Origin of the sequence: Luteibacter sp. 9135 (assembly GCF_000745005.1) — a bacterium.
Taxonomy (GTDB): Bacteria; Pseudomonadota; Gammaproteobacteria; order Xanthomonadales; family Rhodanobacteraceae; genus Luteibacter.
The window spans coordinates 3,966,496-3,981,946 of the sequence record NZ_JQNB01000001.1 but is presented as its reverse complement, the minus strand read 5'-3'; the positions used below and the strand labels follow the sequence as shown (position 1 = coordinate 3,981,946).

Sequence of the window (15,451 nt, the reverse complement as noted above, 5' to 3'; positions counted from 1 at the left end):
TTAGTATATGGAGGCATCATCCACTTCGCAATCGAGGGAGTTCATGAACCGAAAGCTGACCACTGACGATGCGCCGCTTCGCGCGGATGCTGCGCGTAACCGTAAGCGGATTCTCGAGGCGGCGGAGGCGGTGTTCGTCGAGCGCGGAGCCGACGCCTCGCTCGAGGAGGTCGCCAAGCGCGCCGGGGTCGGCATCGGCACGCTTTATCGTCGTTTCGCTACAAGGGACGAGCTGCTTGCGGCGCTGAGCGACACGCGCCTGCTCGAGCTCGCCGAGGCCAGCCGGACGCGCGATGCCCTCGGCGCGGATGCATCGGTGCGCAGCTTCGTCCGTGAGTTGGTCGGCCACACCACCCATTACCGCGGGCTGGCTGCGTCGCTGGGCGCCGTGCTCAAGAGCGGCGCTGCGGGGTGTCAGGCCAGCAGCCAAGAAGCGCAGCGTCTGCTCGAACGCGCACAGGCGGCGGGCGTGATCCGTGGCGACGTGACTGTGGGTGACCTGGTCTGCGTCGTGATGGCCATCTGCCTGTCGGTCGAACAGGATGTCACGACGACATCGCGCGTGGATCATCTGGTGGGCGTTTTCCTGGACGGCATCGGCACGCGCTGAGCGCTTCCATCCGTGACCGATACCCATGGCGATGTAAACGTTTCGCTGGCAGTCTCGGCGGGTTATCGCGCCCTCGGAGCCGACCATGCCGCACCCCATCCGCCTTGGCTTTTGCATCGCGCTCGGCCTCGCCGCGGTGCCCGTCGCGGTCTGCCCCGCGCACGCCACCGACACGGCCGCCGCGCCTTCGAACGCGCAGATCGCGTCTCCCGACATCGAAAGGAAGGTCGATGCGCTGCTGGCGCGCATGACGTTGCAGGAGAAGGTCGGCCAGCTTTCGCAGTACGCCGCCCAGGGCGGATCGACGGCGACGGACACCGATGCGTTCGCGCCGAACCCGGAAACACGCACGAAGGTCGACACGATGGCGCTCGCCCGCAAGGGTGAATTGGGCTCCGTGCTCAACCTGGTCGGCGCGGCGAAGACGCGGCCCTTCCAGGAGGCCGCGCTGAAGAGTCGCCTCGGCATCCCCTTGCTGTTTGGCGCGGACATCATCCACGGCTATCGCACCATCTATCCGATTCCGCTGGCGCTTTCGGCGACGTGGGATCCGCAGCTCGTGCAGGACCTGTCACGCATGGCCGCGCTCGAAGCGACCCGCGGCGGCGTGAAATGGGTGTTCTCGCCGATGGTCGATGTCTCGCGCGACGCGCGCTGGGGTCGGTCGGCGGAGGGCGCCGGCGAGGATGCGTACCTGGGCGCGGCCATCGCCCGCGCGTATATCCGTGGCTACCAGGGCAACGACCTGGCCGACCCTGAAAGCGTGGCGGCGTCGGTCAAGCATTTTGCTGCGTACGGTGCCGCCGAAGCGGGCAGGGAATACAACACCACCGACATGTCCGACGTGCGTCTGCGTCAGGTCTACCTGCCGCCGTATCGCGCGGCGGTCGACGAGGGCGCGGCGACGATGATGAGCGCGTTCAACGCGCTCAACGGTGTACCGGCCACGGCCGATCCCTACCTCATGACCGACGTGCTGCGGAAGGAGTGGGGCTTCAACGGCTTCGTCGTCAGCGACTACACGGCGATCATGGAACTGACCCATCACGGCATCGCGCCGGATGCGGCCACCGCCACGCGCAAGGCGCTGCAGGCGGGCGTGGAAATGGACATGATGAGCCATTACTACGACACGCAGATTCCCGCGCTGCTGGCCCAGGGCAAGCTGTCGATGGCCACGGTGGACGAAGCCGTGCGCCGTGTCCTGCGGGTGAAATTCGCCCTCGGCCTCTTCGAGCACCCGTACGCGCGTGGCGTCGAGCCCACCGGGCCGTCGGCCGCGAACCGTACGCTGGCCCGCCGCGCGGCGGAGGAGTCGTTCGTGCTGCTGAAGAACGGCATGGTCGGAGCCACGCCATTGCTGCCGCTCGACGCCCATGTACGACACGTTGCCTTGATCGGTCCGCTGGCGGATGCGGCGAAGGAGATGCAGGGCCCGTGGGGTGGCGCGCGCACGTTCGACGATTTCACCACCTTGCGCAGGGGACTTGGCGACCGGCTGAAAGCGAACGGCGGTGAGTTGATCTACGCGCAGGGCACGGCGATCGATGGCGATTCGGAGGCCGGCTTCGCCGACGCGCTGAAGGCAGCGGCACGCGCGGACGTGGTCGTCATGGCGCTGGGCGAGGCCGCGCACATGAGTGGCGAAGCGGGCGCACGCGCGCACCTGGGGTTGCCGGGCAACCAGCAGACGCTGCTCGAACAGGTCGTGGCAAGCGGCAAGCCGGTCGTACTGCTCGTGTTCTCGGGTCGTCCGCTCGTGCTCGACTGGGCCGACCGGCACGTGCCGGCGATCATGGCCGTATGGTTCCCGGGTGTCGAGGCGGGCAACGCGGTGGCCGACGTGGTGTTCGGCGACGTGGCGCCCAGCGGCAAGCTGACCATGAGCTTCCCGTACACGGAAGGGCAGGAGCCGCTGTACTACAACGCGTTCCCGACGGGACGCCCCGCGCATGACGCCGATACGCGGCAGCCTCCCTCGCACGACACGACCTTCGTGTCGCGTTACATCGACACGCCCAACGAAGCCCTTTACCCGTTCGGCCACGGCTTGTCGTACACCACGTTCGGCTACGCCGACGTAACCGTGTCGCGCTCGAGCGTGCCGCTCACGGAAGCGAACCGACCCGGTGCGAACGATCTGGTCACGGTCACCGCCACCGTGAAGAACACCGGCAAACGTGCGGGCACGGAAGTGGTCCAGCTCTACGTGCGCAACCTCGGTGCCAGCCTCGAGCAGCCGGTGCGTAGCCTCCAGGGCTTCCAGCGGGTGAGCCTGCAACCCGGCGAGTCGAAGCAGGTCACCTTCCCGCTCGGTTTTGCCGAACTCTCGTTCTGGAACCGCCGAAGCGTCCAGGTGGTCGAGCCGGCGCGCTACACCGTGTGGGTCGGCGGCCGTTCCGCGGCCGACCGGGAAGCCGTATTCGAGGTGACGCCGTGAGTGCCGTACCATAGCGGCATGGCTGACAAACCCCACGATTTCATCGATCAGTACCAGGCCCTGGTCCGCGACGGCCTCGAGGCCTGGTCGCGCCAGTTCGACCCCAAGGCCGAGGCGGTGGGCGAGGTCGGTCCCGCCGACATCATGTCCCGCATGTTCACCGGCCTCGGTGGCTACGGCGACTGGATGCGCTCGTTCACCTCTGGTGAGCCGCTCGCGGCGCCCTTTGCCATGGGCGGCACGCCGCCGTTCGGCGGGGCGGGTATCGGTCCGATGCCGTTCGGGCCCGGGGGGCCGGGCATGCCGCCGTTCATGGCGGGCTCGCCTGGCACGGGGCCGTTCGGTTACGGGGCGCCGCCTGGCGCGGCAGCCTCCCCGGGCACGCAGCCCTTCGACGACTGGGCCCGCGTGGCGCGCGAAGCGTTGTCGATGCCGGCGTTCGGCCTGACCCGCGAGCAGCAGGAAGAACAGCAGGCACTGCTGCGTGCCTGGATCGACTACGCAGAGCACTACCAGCGCTACCAGGCGCTGCTGCAAGGCGTGCAGGATCGCGCAACGGCGGCGTTGCGCCAGCAGGCGCCGCCCACCGATGCCGATTCCATGCGCTCGGTATACGACCGTTGGGTCAATCTCGCCGAAGAGAGCTATGGCGAGGCCGCGCTGTCGGAAGAATTCAAGGATGTCTACGCCGCCCTGGTCAACGCGCAGATGCGGCTGAAGCTGCTGCAGCAGAAACAGATCGAACGTTTCGCCGTCCAGGTCGGCATGCCCACCCGGACCGAGATCGACAGTCTGGGCGAGCGCCTGCAATCGGTGCGTCGCGAGTTGCGCAAGCTGCAGTGCGTGGCCTCCGAGGTCGATGCGCTGAAGGCCGAAATCGCCGCGCTGCGCGGTTCGAGGGTGGCCTCACGGCCTGCGGTAACGCCTGCTTCGGCGAAGAAGGTCGGTGCGACGAAGACCGCTGCGAAGACGGCCCCGGTAAAGAAGGCTGCCGTGAAGAAGGCTCCACCGACGCGTCCGACCGCCAGGGGCAAGAAGCGATGAGCGACCAACCGTTCTCGTTCGACCCGGTCCGTGCACAGGCCGAAGTGGAAGCCTTCCGGCGCAAGCTCGAGGCCGGTATGGAAACGCTGAAACACGTCGGCCCGATCGAACTCGGCACGACGCCGCGCGAAGCCGTCTATACGGAAGACAAGCTCACCCTCTGGCACTTCAAGGGCAGCAAGGGGCCGACGGCGAAGACACCGCTGCTGATCTGCTACGCGCTGGTCAACACGCCGTGGATGGTCGACTTGCAGGAAGATCGCTCGATGGTACGCAACCTGCTCGAGCAGGGTGAAGACGTCTACCTGATCGACTGGGGCTACCCCGACGGCGCCGACCGCTGGCTCACGCTCGAGGATTACATCGACGGTTATCTCGATCGTTGTGTCGATGTCGTACGTGCGCGTCATGGCGACGAAGCGTTGAACCTGCTCGGCATCTGCCAGGGCGGGGTGTTCTCGCTGTGCTATGCCGCGCTGCATCCGAAAAAGGTGCGCAACCTCGTCACCATGGTCACGCCGGTGGACTTCCATACGCCGGACAACATGCTGTCGCACTGGGCGCGCAACATCGACATCGACCTGTTCGTCGACACGATGGGCAACATCCCCGCCGACCTGATGAACTTCACCTACCTCACGTTGAAGCCGGTGCGGCTCAACCAGCAGAAGTACGTCAGCCTGGTCGACATCCTGGACAACCCGCAGGAAGTGGAAAACTTCCTGCGCATGGAAAAGTGGATATTCGATTCGCCGGACCAGGCGGGCGAGGCGTTCCGCGAGTTCGCGCGCGATTTCTTCCAGAAAAACCTGTTGATCAAGGGCGAGGCGATGATCGGCACCCGCCGGGTCGACCTGAAGCACATCACGCAGCCCGTGCTCAACGTTTATGCCGAGCAGGATCACCTGGTGCCGCCCGCCGCCTCGACACCCATGGGCGAGGCCATCGGCAGCGACGACTACACGGCCCTGGCCTTCCAGGGTGGCCACATCGGCATCTACGTCTCCGGCCGCGCGCAAAAGCAGGTTCCCCCCGCCATCCACGCGTGGCTGGCCGCCCGGTAGGAGCGCGCGATGGGCGCGAAACCCCTCGCGATGCGCCACCCGACTGCGATGCGCCACCCCCGCCGCCAATGCGATAATGCGCCGATGAACACCCACGCCTCCCACGATTCCATTCGTGCCGTGCAATGGCACGGCGATCGCCTGCGCCTGCTCGACCAGCGGCGGCTTCCCGCCGAGGAAGTCTGGTTCGACAGCACCTCGGCCGAGCACGTCACCACCGCTATCCGTGACCTGGCCGTGCGCGGCGCACCCGCGATCGGCATCGCCGCCGCCTGGGGCGTGGTGCTGGCGGCGCGGGCAGGGCAGGACCTGCCGGCCGCGTTGGCCACGCTGCGCGCGGCGCGGCCCACGGCGGTCAACCTGATGTGGGCGCTGGATCGCATGAACCGCCGCATCGCCGAGGGTGCCGACACCGACGCACTGACGCGCGAGGCCCAGGCCATCCAGGACGAGGACCTCGCCGCCAACCGCCACATGGGCGAACTGGGTGCCGCCCTGATCGAGCCGGGCTCGCACGTGCTCACCCACTGCAACACCGGCTCGCTGGCCACGGCCGGTTACGGCACCGCGCTCGGTGTCATCCGCGCGGGCGTCGCTTCCGGGCACATCGAACAGGTCTACGCCGGCGAAACACGGCCCTGGCAGCAGGGCGCCCGCCTGACCATGTGGGAGCTGGTGCGCGACGGCATCCCCGCGCGCCTGATCGCCGACTCCGCCGCATCGCACCTGCTCAAGGACGGCAAGGTGAAGTGGGTGATCGTAGGTGCGGACCGCATCGCCGCCAACGGCGACACCGCCAACAAGATCGGTACCTACCAGCTCGCCATCGCGGCGCGGCACCATGGGGTCAAATTCATGGTGGTGGCCCCGTCGACCACGGTGGACATGGCCACCGCCCACGGCGACGACATCGAGATCGAACTGCGCGACGCGGCGGAACTGTTGTCGATGTCCGGCACCCGCACCGTGATCGAAGGCGCGGACGCATGGAATCCGGTGTTCGACGTGACCCCCGCGGCGTTGATCGACGCCATCGTCACCGAGCGCGGCGTGATCCTCAAGCCCGACGAAACGCAGATGCGGACACTGTTCCCGTGAGCCATGTCCGCCGCGAACTGCTGTTGTTCGCGGTGGGGGGCGTGCTGGGCCTGCTGGTCGACGCCGGCATCGCCCAGTCGCTGGTCAGCTTCGCCGGCTGGAACATCTACACCGCGCGTATCGTGTCGTTCCTGTCGGCGGCCACGGTCACCTGGTGGTGGAACCGTCGGCACACCTTCGCGCACCGCCAGTCCGGGCGCAGCGCGCGCGCGGAATGGCTCCACTGGATGGGTCTGATGGCCGCCGGCGCGGTGGTCAACAACGGCGTCTACCTCGTCGTGCTCGAGGTGTTTCCCGCGATGCGTCCCTGGCCCGCGGTGGCCGTGGCGGCGGGCTCCGCGGTCGGCGCCACGGCCAATTTCCTGTTCGCCAGGACCCTGCTTTTCCGCAGTCGGAAAACAGCTGCGTAAGTAATTGTTTTTACGCTCTTTTTAGCTGTCTTTTCCACACCCGTTGTGATACCATCGACAGGTTGGGTCGGCCGCGTCGCGATACCGCGACACATGCGGGTGACGGGGGCATTTTGATGGACATCCAGGAAGCCGTTTGATGGCAGAACTCGCCAAAGAAATCATTCGCGTCAATATCGAAGACGAGATGCGCCAGAGCTATCTCGACTACGCGATGAGCGTCATCGTCGGGCGTGCACTGCCCGATGTGCGCGACGGCCTCAAGCCGGTACATCGACGCGTTCTGTTCGCCATGAACGAGCTGGGCAACGGCTGGAACCGTGCCTACAAGAAATCGGCCCGCGTGGTCGGTGACGTCATCGGTAAATACCACCCGCATGGCGATTCGTCGGTCTACGACGCGATCGTCCGCATGGCCCAGCCGTTCTCGCTGCGCTACATGCTGGTCGACGGCCAGGGTAACTTCGGTTCGGTCGACGGCGACAACGCCGCCGCCATGCGATACACCGAGGTGCGCATGTCGCGCCTCACGCACGAACTGCTCGCCGATATCGACAAGGAAACCGTCGACTTCGGGCCGAACTACGACGAAAGCGAAAGCGAGCCGCTGGTTCTGCCGGCGCGCGTTCCCAACCTGCTGGTCAACGGTTCCGCGGGTATCGCCGTGGGTATGGCGACCAACATCCCGCCGCACAACATGACCGAGGTGATCAACGCCACGCTGGCGCTGATCGAGGAACCCTCGCTCGGCGTCGACGAGCTGATGACGCATATCCCCGGTCCGGATTTCCCGACCGCCGGCATCATCAACGGCTCCTCCGGCATCGTCGAGGCCTATCGCACGGGCCGTGGCCGCATCCTGGTGCGCGCGCGCACCGAGATCGAAACCGAGGCCAACGGTCGCGAAACCATCCTCATCCACGAGCTTCCCTACCAGGTCAACAAGGCGCGGCTGATCGAGAAGATCGCCGAGCTGGTCAAGGAAAAGAAGCTCGAAGGCATCAGCGAGCTGCGCGACGAGTCCGACAAGGACGGCATGCGCGTGGTCATCGAGATCCGCCGCGACGCCATGGGCGACGTGGTGCTGAACAACCTGTTCCAGCAGACGCAGTTGCAGGTCACCTTCGGCATCAACATGGTCGCGCTGCTCGACGGCCAGCCGAAGCTGATGAACCTCAAGGACATCCTCGAGGCGTTCATCCGCCATCGCCGCGAAGTCGTCACCCGTCGCACCATCTTCGACCTGCGCAAGGCACGCCAGCGCGCGCACATCCTCGAAGGCCTGACGGTGGCCCTGGCCAACATCGACGAAATGATCGAACTGATCCGCACGTCGGCCTCCTCGCAGGAAGCCCGCGAGCGCATGGTCGCGCGTCGCTGGGAGCCGGGCCTGGTCAAGGCGCTGCTCGCCGCCACCGGCGCATCGTCCTCGCGTCCGGAAGACATGGACCCGCGCGACGGCCTGCGTGACGACGGCTACCAGCTGTCCGAAGCCCAGGCCACCGAGATCCTGCAGATGCGCCTGCATCGCCTCACCGGCCTGGAGCAGGAAAAACTCTCCGACGAGTACAAGGAAATCCTCGAGGCCATCCGTGGGCTCATCGACATCCTGGAAAACCCGGCGCGCTTGCTCGAAGTCATCCGCGAGGAACTGGAACAGATCCGCACGGACTACGGCGACGCCCGTCGCACCGAGATCCAGCATTCGCAGGAAGACCTCAACGTCCTCGACCTCATCGCGCCCGAGGATGTCGTGGTCACGCTCTCGCACACCGGCTACATCAAGCGGCAGCCGGCCAGCCTCTACCGTGCGCAGAAGCGCGGCGGCAAGGGCCGTTCGGCGTCGGCGCTGAAGAACGAAGACGTGGTGCAGCAGCTGTGGGTGGTGAATACGCACGACACGCTGCTCACCTTCACCAGCACCGGCCGCGTCTACTGGCTCAAGGTGTACCAGATGCCGGAAGCCGGCCCGGGTGCGCGCGGCAAGCCCATCGTCAACCTCCTGCCGCTGGGCGAGGGCGAGAAGGTGCAGGCACTGCTGCCGGTGCGCGACTACGACCCGACCTGCTTCGTCTTCTTCGCCACCCGCCACGGCACGGTGAAGAAAACGCCGCTGACGGAGTTCGCGTTCCAGCTGCAGAAGGGCAAGGCCGCCATCAACCTCGACGAGGGCGATGCGCTGGTCGACGTCGCCATGACCAACGGCGAAAGCGACGTCCTGCTGTTCGCCTCCAACGGCAAGTCGGTGCGCTTCGACGAAGGCACCGTCCGCTCCATGGGTCGTACGGCCACCGGTGTGCGCGGCATGCGCCTCGCCGACGGTTCCGAGGTGGTCTCGCTGATCGTGGCCAAGGGCGAGGGCGACATCCTCACCGCCACGGCGCGTGGCTACGGCAAGCGCACCGAACTGCAGGAATTCCCGAAGAAGGGCCGCGGCACCCAAGGCGTCATCGCCATCCAGTGCTCGGATCGTAACGGCCAGCTCGTGGCCGCCACCCAGGTCACCGAGACGCAGCAACTGATGCTGATCTCCGACCAGGGCACGCTGGTGCGCACGCGTGTGTCGGAAGTCTCGCAGCTCAGCCGCAACACGCAGGGCGTCACCCTGATCAAGCTGCCCAAGGACGAGACGCTGATCGGCATCGTGCGCCTGGAAGCGGAAGAGGAGCTGGAGATCGACGGCGAGCTTGCCGGCGATCTTGCTGCCATCGATGGCGATGCCGCGGCGGACATGCCGCCGGTCGAAAGCGGTCCGGTGGACGACGAAGGCACCGAACCGAGCGACGCGTAAACCGATCGACGCGTCACGAGAAACCCCCGCGGTATACGCGGGGGTTTTTTTTCAGCCGTCGATCGCCTGCAACATCGTCTCCGCCGTCGACACGCGGAACTCGCCGGGCGCCTCGACGTTCAGCACCTTGACCACGCCATCTTCCGCGTAGAGGGCGAAACGCTTCGCGCGAATACCCATGCCGTTCTTGGTGCCGTCCAGTTCCAGGCCCATGGCCTTGGCAAACGTGGCATTGCCATCGCCGAGCATCAGCAGCCCGTCGGGCACCCCTTGCGATTCGCCCCAGGCGTGCATCACGAAGGCATCGTTCACGGACAGGCAGGCCACCGTGACCCCGCGTGCCTTGAAATCCTCCAGGTGCTGGATGTAGCCGGGCAGGTGCTTGTTGGAGCAGGTCGGGGTGAAGGCACCGGGTACCGCGAACAGCACCACCTTGCCTTTACCGAGGACGTCGGTGCTGGAGACGGTCTGGATGCCGTCCTGGAAGACGGCTAGCGTGGCTTCGGGAATGCGATCGCCGACGGCAATGGTCATGGCAAGGTCCTTGGGGTGATGGAAGTGCCGAGTGTACGGGAAGGCGCTTTTGCTGAAGCGACGGCAACCGTCGCCCGCGTGCTCTTGAATCGCGCCGCGGCGGTCATATCTTTCATCCCATACGGCCAGTCGGCCGAAAAACTTCTTGGGAGTCAGAGAGATGAGCCAGCTTTGTCACGTATCGTTGCATTATGGTTAACGCCGCGGGCTGATTCGCTCTAAGCTTGGAAGCCTGGCCCGCGGTGGACACGTTCCGCCGCGGGCATTTTGTTTTTTTGGTTGTCGACACAAGCCCGGGAGAGCCTGTGGAGTTCAAGGATTACTACGAAGCCTTAGGGGTCAAGCCCGATGCGACCGACGCCGAGATCAAGGCGGCGTACCGCAAGCTTGCCCGTAAATACCATCCCGACAAAAACAAGGAGCCGGGAGCCGAGGAAAAGTTCAAGGCGATCAATGAGGCCAACGAGGCCCTGAAAGATCCCGAAAAGCGCCGCCAGTACGACCAGATCCGCGCCGGCGGTTATCGCCAGGGCGAGCAGTTCCGTCCGCCCCCGGGCTTCGGCCAGGGCGGTGGTGGCTTCGACTTCGGTGACATGGGTGGCCGCGGTGGCGGCGACTTCAGCGACTTCTTCGAAAGCCTGTTCGGCGGTGCCGGGCGGGGCAGGGGGCCGCAGCAGCAGGCCCAGGCGCGTCGCGGCCGGGATATCCAGGCCAGGATCGAGACCGACCTGCAGACCGCCTTCACCGGCGGCAAGACGCGCGTGGTGCTGAACGACTCGAACGGCGGCGAGCGCACGCTGGAAGTGAAGATCCCTGCGGGCATCGCGTCGGGGCAGACGATCCGTCTGGCCGGACAGGGGCACCCGGGCGCCGGTGGTGGCCCCTCGGGCGATCTGCTGCTGGAGATCGGCATCCGCGACGATGCGCGCTTCCGCCTCGACGGCCGTACCGTCACGCACACGCTGCCCATCACCCCGTGGGAAGCCGCGCTGGGTGCCACGGTGCCCGTGCCGACCCTGGGCGGCCACGTGGACCTGCGCATCCCCGCGGGCTCGCAGTCAGGTCGCAAGCTGCGCCTCAAGGGGCGTGGCCTGCCGGGCTCGGAGCCCGGCGACCAGATCGTGGTGCTGGAGATTCGCGTCCCCGTGCCGGAAACGCACGAAGAGCAAGCGGCCTACGCGGAGTTCAAGGACGCCTTCAGCGGCTTCGACCCCCGCCGCTGACTCGTCGCGGGGTGTGTGTAGGAGCGCACGATGTGCGCGATGGGGCTTGCCGAACCTTTGTGGCTTGCCTCATCACCGCTTTTTCGGCTTTTCGCGCACATCGTGCGCTCCTACAGGCATCGTCCGTGCGACCGGACGTTGTCCGATCCGGCGGTCAGGCCGGCAGGTGTTCCTTCAGGGCGGCGATCAGCTCGTCTTCCTTGATGGGCTTGACCACGTACGCCCTGGCGCCCTGGCGCAGACCCCATACCTTGTCGGTGTCCTGGTCCTTGGTGGTGACCAGGATGATCGGGATGTGCTTGGTCGCCTCTTCTTTGCTGATGGTGCGCGTGGCCTGGAACCCGTTGAGGTTGGGCATGACGACGTCCATCAGGATGAGGTCGGGGATCTCGCGCTTGGCGACTTCGACACCCTGGGCACCGTCCTCGGCGGTGATGGCCTCGTGGCCCAGCTTCTCGACGATGCGCTTGATTCCCAGCAGCTGCGACGGCGAATCGTCGACGATCAGGATGCGAGCCATTCACTTTCCCCCGGGCAACGCCCGATGTGTTTCCTTGGTGACCCCCGCCATCCGGGCGGGCGTCTTCGATAACCACGCGTGACGGTAATCCGTCACGCGTTGCGCCTCTGGCGATAGGCCATTCTACCGACCGATGCGCCCGTATCAATGGCCGGGCGGGTTAAACCTGCCTCGACAGTGACTTAACAGGGCCGGTGCCGCCCTCAATCGCCCGTATCGACCGATGTGGTAGTGATCCATTTGGGCGTATAGCTGGATTCGTAATGCTTCATCCAGTCGAACAGGGCGTCGATGTCGTCGCCGAACCACACCTGGTCGCGCTGGGTCGGCTTGACGAAGCCCTCGGCCACCATGTGATCCATGCTCGCCGCCAGTCCCTGGTAGAAACCCCGAACGTCCAGGAAGGCGCAGGGGTAGCTGTGCAGGCCCAGCTGGGCCCAGGTCAGCATCTCGAACATCTCGTCCATGGTGCCAAAGCCGCCCGGCAGCGCGACGAAGGCGTCGGACAGCTCGTACATGCGCGTCTTGCGCTGGTGCATCGTCTCGACCACCTGCAATTCGGACAGCCCGGTGTGGGCGACTTCCTTTTCCACCAGCTGGCGCGGAATGACCCCGATGACGCGGCCACCCGCAGCGAGCACGGCGTCGGCCACGGTGCCCATGAGGCCGACCTTGCCCCCGCCGTAGACCAGGGCGATGCCCTCGCGGGCCATCCGCTGCCCGAAGGCCGTGGCCGCTTCGACATACGCCGGATGCGAGCCGCTGTTGGATCCGCAGTAGACGCAGAGGGATCTGATCTCACGCATGGTTGAAGTCTCCGATGTATTTGTAGGAGCGCACGTTGTGCGCGAACCGGTCTGGCGCGTAGGAGCGCACGATGTGCGCGAACCGGCCAGGCGAGAGAGCGGCAAGCCTTGCGACATCTCGCGAAAAGATGTCGCGCACAGCGTGCGCTCCTTATTTGTCCCGATTGCGCGAAAGTAGGTGCCGAGAGCCGGCGTGGCTGACCGTTGCGCTCCTGGATCGATCGATCGCGTTGTAGCTAGGTCGCCACGCCGGATCTTCCTGCCATACGCCCGAACAGTTGCCCGAGTAGGCGCTCGGAAATAAGGCTGGGCCTGGCGGGAAGGGCTCTCGACATCCCTAGGCTAGCGGAGATCGAGATGAACGGCATCGGCGCGGGCGTGGACGTGAGCAAGGCCTACCTGGACGTGGCCGTGTTCCAGCAGAACGAAGTCAGGCGATTCGATAACGGTGCCGCCGGCTGGCGGGCCCTGGTGACCTGGCTGAAGCCGTACGGGCCTGGCCAGGTCGTTCTGGAGGCCACCGGGGGCTACGAACAGCGCGCGTTGGGTGCCCTGCACGAAGCCGGCTTGCCCATGCGTCGGATCAATCCGCGGCAAGTCCGCTCGTTCGCCCGGGCGACGGGGCAGCTGGCCAAAACAGACCGGATCGATGCCAGAATCCTCGCCCACGTGGCCAGTGTGATCGATCTGGTGCCGTTCCAGCCGCTCGATGCAGACGCCGCCAAACTGCGGCAATACAAGGCGCGGCGCGATCACCTGGTGCAGAACATTGCCACGGAAAAGCAGCGTCGGCGGCAGTTGGACGACCCCATCCTTCGCGCCGATCTCGACGCGCACATCGCTTACATGGAGCAGGCCCTGCACCGTATCGAGCAGGTGATCGCCGACCTCATCAAGGACACCCCGCAGGCCCGGATCGCCCGCACCATCAAGGGCGTGGGCCCGGCGATGGTCGCGACGATGATCTGCGACCTGCCCGAGCTGGGCCACCTCAGCCGCAAGGCGATCGCCAAGCTCGTGGGCGTGGCCCCACTCAACCGCGACAGCGGCTTCTTCGTCGGCCAACGAAGCACCTGGGGAGGTCGCGCGGGTCCACGATCGGCGCTATACATGTCGGCGTTGACGGCCGCCCACCACGACCCTCAGCTGAAGGCCTTTTATGCAGCGCTCATCGGCCGCGGGAAACCCAAGAAACTGGCACTGGTCGCCGTCATGCGGAAGCTGATCGTCATCCTCAACGCGCGGATGCGAGAGGCGATAGCCGCGGCGCCTACCCCATGAGGGTGGACACAGTTGCTACAAAAACACCTGCCTGCGAGGACAAGGCCTGCCTGAAACGACGAAGCCCGCCCTTGCTTGGGGCAGGGGCGGGCTTCGGTGGCGCGGGCTAGGTCAGTTGCCCTTGTGGATGGCGCGCTTGTCGACCGAGAGGGCGGCTTCGTGCACGACTTCCGACAGGGCGGGGTGGGCGTGGACGATGCGGGCCAGGTCTTCCGACGAGCCCTTGAACTCCATCGCCACGACGCACTCGTGGATCAGTTCGGAGACCACCGGGCCGACCATGTGCACGCCGAGGATGCGATCGGTTTCGGCGTGGGCGATCATCTTGACCTGGCCGATGCCCTCGTTCATCGCCACGGCGCGACCGTTGGCGGCGAAGGGGAAGGCGCCCGTCTTATAGGGGATGCCTTCTTCCTTGAGCTGCTCTTCGGTCTTGCCGACCCAGGCGATTTCCGGCTCGGTGTAAATGACCCAGGGCACGGTGTCGAGGTTGATGTGGCCCGGCTTGCCGGCGATCAGCTCGGCCACCATGACGCCTTCCTCGGAACCCTTGTGCGCGAGCATCGGGCCGCGCACGGCATCGCCGATGGCCCAGACGCCATCGACGCCGGTGTGGTTGTGCTCGTCGACCACGATGCGACCGCGCTCGTCCAGCTTGACGCCGGTATCGTCGGCCAGCAGGCCGGCGGTGTAGGCGCGACGGCCGACGGCGACCAGCAGCTTGTCGACGACCAGCGTCTGCGCGGCGCCGTCCTTGTCGGTGTAGCCCAGGTGCACTTCGTCACCCTTGACCTCGGCAGAGGTGACCTTCGCATTGACCTTGATGTCCAGGCCCTGCTTGGCGAACTCGCGGGCGGCCATCTTGGCGATGTCCTGGTCGGCCACGGCGAGGAACTTCGGCAGGGCTTCCAGCACCGTGACCTCGGCGCCCAGGCGCTTCCACACGCTGCCCAGCTCCAGGCCGATCACGCCGGCACCGATCACACCCATGCGCTTGGGCACCTCGGTGAGGTCGAGCGCGCCGGCGTTGTCGATGATGTGCTTGCCGTCGAACTTGGCGAACGGCAACTCGATGGGCACCGAGCCCGAGGCGAGGATGACGTTGGTGGCCGAGATGGTCGACACCGTGCCGTCGTTGCCGGTGACTTCCACTTCGTTACCCTTCAGCAGCTTGCCCTTGCCGAAGAACGAGGTGACCTTGTTCGCCTTGAACAGCATGGTCACGCCGCCGGTGAACTGCTTGACGATCTTGTCCTTGCGGCCGATGAACGTGCCGATGTCGATCTTCGGATTCTCGGCGGTGATGCCGTGATCCTTGAAGTTGTGCGTCAGGTTGTGGAACTGCCTGGACGAATCCAGCAGCGCCTTGGACGGGATGCAGCCCACGTTGAGGCAGGTGCCGCCCAGGGCCGCCTTGCCGTCCTTGCCGACGAACGCGTCGACCACGGCGGTCTTCAGGCCCAGCTGCGCGGCGCGGATCGCGGCCACGTAACCCGCGGGGCCCGCACCGATGACGATGACGTCGAACTTGTCGCTCATTGCTTTGCTCCGGATGAAACGGCGGAAGGGACTGCCGCCATATATGGGGTCGGAACGTGAAAACGGGAGTCTTTCGACTCCCGTTTTCACG

General features: G+C 66.0%; 13 protein-coding genes. 9 read left to right on the top strand and 4 right to left on the bottom strand.

Features of this window, described 5'->3' with window-relative positions; genetic code table 11:
• The first annotated feature begins 43 nt into the window (after window positions 1–43).
• The 7 genes from FA89_RS16705 to gyrA all read left to right on the top strand — a co-directional run bounded on the left by FA89_RS16705 (window position 44) and on the right by gyrA (window position 9,457).
• On the top strand, window positions 44–610 hold the full coding sequence (locus FA89_RS16705) for a TetR/AcrR family transcriptional regulator (protein WP_036142389.1): 567 nt from the start codon (window positions 44–46) through the stop codon (window positions 608–610).
• 85 nt (window positions 611–695) lie between these two features.
• Window positions 696–3,050, top strand: a complete 2,355-nt coding sequence (locus tag FA89_RS16700; RefSeq protein ID WP_081916721.1) for a glycoside hydrolase family 3 N-terminal domain-containing protein — start codon at window positions 696–698, stop codon at window positions 3,048–3,050.
• Window positions 3,051–3,068: 18 nt separating this feature from the next.
• Window positions 3,069–4,094, top strand: coding sequence for a poly(R)-hydroxyalkanoic acid synthase subunit PhaE (locus FA89_RS19430; protein ID WP_051938899.1), 1,026 nt, complete (start codon window positions 3,069–3,071; stop codon window positions 4,092–4,094).
• Window positions 4,091–5,158, top strand: coding sequence for a class III poly(R)-hydroxyalkanoic acid synthase subunit PhaC (locus tag FA89_RS16690; protein ID WP_036142386.1), 1,068 nt, complete (start codon window positions 4,091–4,093; stop codon window positions 5,156–5,158). The genes FA89_RS19430 and FA89_RS16690 overlap by 4 nt, the downstream gene beginning before the upstream one ends.
• 84 nt (window positions 5,159–5,242) lie before the next feature.
• Window positions 5,243–6,256: an S-methyl-5-thioribose-1-phosphate isomerase gene (gene mtnA / locus FA89_RS16685; RefSeq protein ID WP_036144676.1), complete on the top strand. Its 1,014-nt coding sequence runs from the start codon at window positions 5,243–5,245 to the stop codon at window positions 6,254–6,256.
• Window positions 6,253–6,666, top strand: a complete 414-nt coding sequence (locus FA89_RS16680; RefSeq protein WP_036142383.1) for a GtrA family protein — start codon at window positions 6,253–6,255, stop codon at window positions 6,664–6,666. Before mtnA ends, FA89_RS16680 begins: the two co-directional genes overlap by 4 nt.
• A gap of 139 nt (window positions 6,667–6,805) precedes the next feature.
• On the top strand, window positions 6,806–9,457 hold the full coding sequence (gene gyrA / locus FA89_RS16675) for a DNA gyrase subunit A (RefSeq protein ID WP_051938898.1): 2,652 nt from the start codon (window positions 6,806–6,808) through the stop codon (window positions 9,455–9,457).
• A 51-nt stretch (window positions 9,458–9,508) separates the two neighbouring features.
• Here the strand turns inward: gyrA and FA89_RS16670 are convergent, their stop codons facing one another.
• On the bottom strand, window positions 9,509–9,991 hold the full coding sequence (locus FA89_RS16670) for a peroxiredoxin (RefSeq protein ID WP_036142381.1): 483 nt from the start codon (window positions 9,989–9,991) through the stop codon (window positions 9,509–9,511).
• A gap of 305 nt (window positions 9,992–10,296) precedes the next feature.
• Here FA89_RS16670 and FA89_RS16665 point away from each other — a divergent pair, with 305 nt between their 5' ends.
• Window positions 10,297–11,214: a DnaJ C-terminal domain-containing protein gene (locus FA89_RS16665; protein ID WP_036142378.1), complete on the top strand. Its 918-nt coding sequence runs from the start codon at window positions 10,297–10,299 to the stop codon at window positions 11,212–11,214.
• Between the two features lie 154 nt (window positions 11,215–11,368).
• Here the strand turns inward: FA89_RS16665 and pilH are convergent, their stop codons facing one another.
• Both pilH and FA89_RS16655 read right to left on the bottom strand, forming a co-directional pair.
• Entirely contained in the window at window positions 11,369–11,734 is a 366-nt protein-coding gene (pilH, locus tag FA89_RS16660) for a twitching motility response regulator PilH (RefSeq protein ID WP_036142375.1), read from the bottom strand.
• 203 nt (window positions 11,735–11,937) lie between these two features.
• Window positions 11,938–12,540, bottom strand: a complete 603-nt coding sequence (locus tag FA89_RS16655) for a TIGR00730 family Rossman fold protein (RefSeq protein ID WP_036142372.1) — start codon at window positions 12,538–12,540, stop codon at window positions 11,938–11,940.
• 357 nt (window positions 12,541–12,897) lie between these two features.
• Here FA89_RS16655 and FA89_RS16650 point away from each other — a divergent pair, with 357 nt between their 5' ends.
• Complete coding sequence (locus tag FA89_RS16650) at window positions 12,898–13,821, top strand: IS110 family transposase (protein WP_036137119.1); 924 nt, start codon at window positions 12,898–12,900, stop codon at window positions 13,819–13,821.
• Between the two features lie 111 nt (window positions 13,822–13,932).
• Here the strand turns inward: FA89_RS16650 and lpdA are convergent, their stop codons facing one another.
• Window positions 13,933–15,360 (bottom strand): dihydrolipoyl dehydrogenase, encoded by a 1,428-nt coding sequence (gene lpdA / locus FA89_RS16645; RefSeq protein WP_036142369.1) that lies wholly within the window; start codon window positions 15,358–15,360, stop codon window positions 13,933–13,935.
• Window positions 15,361–15,451: the final 91 nt, after the last annotated feature.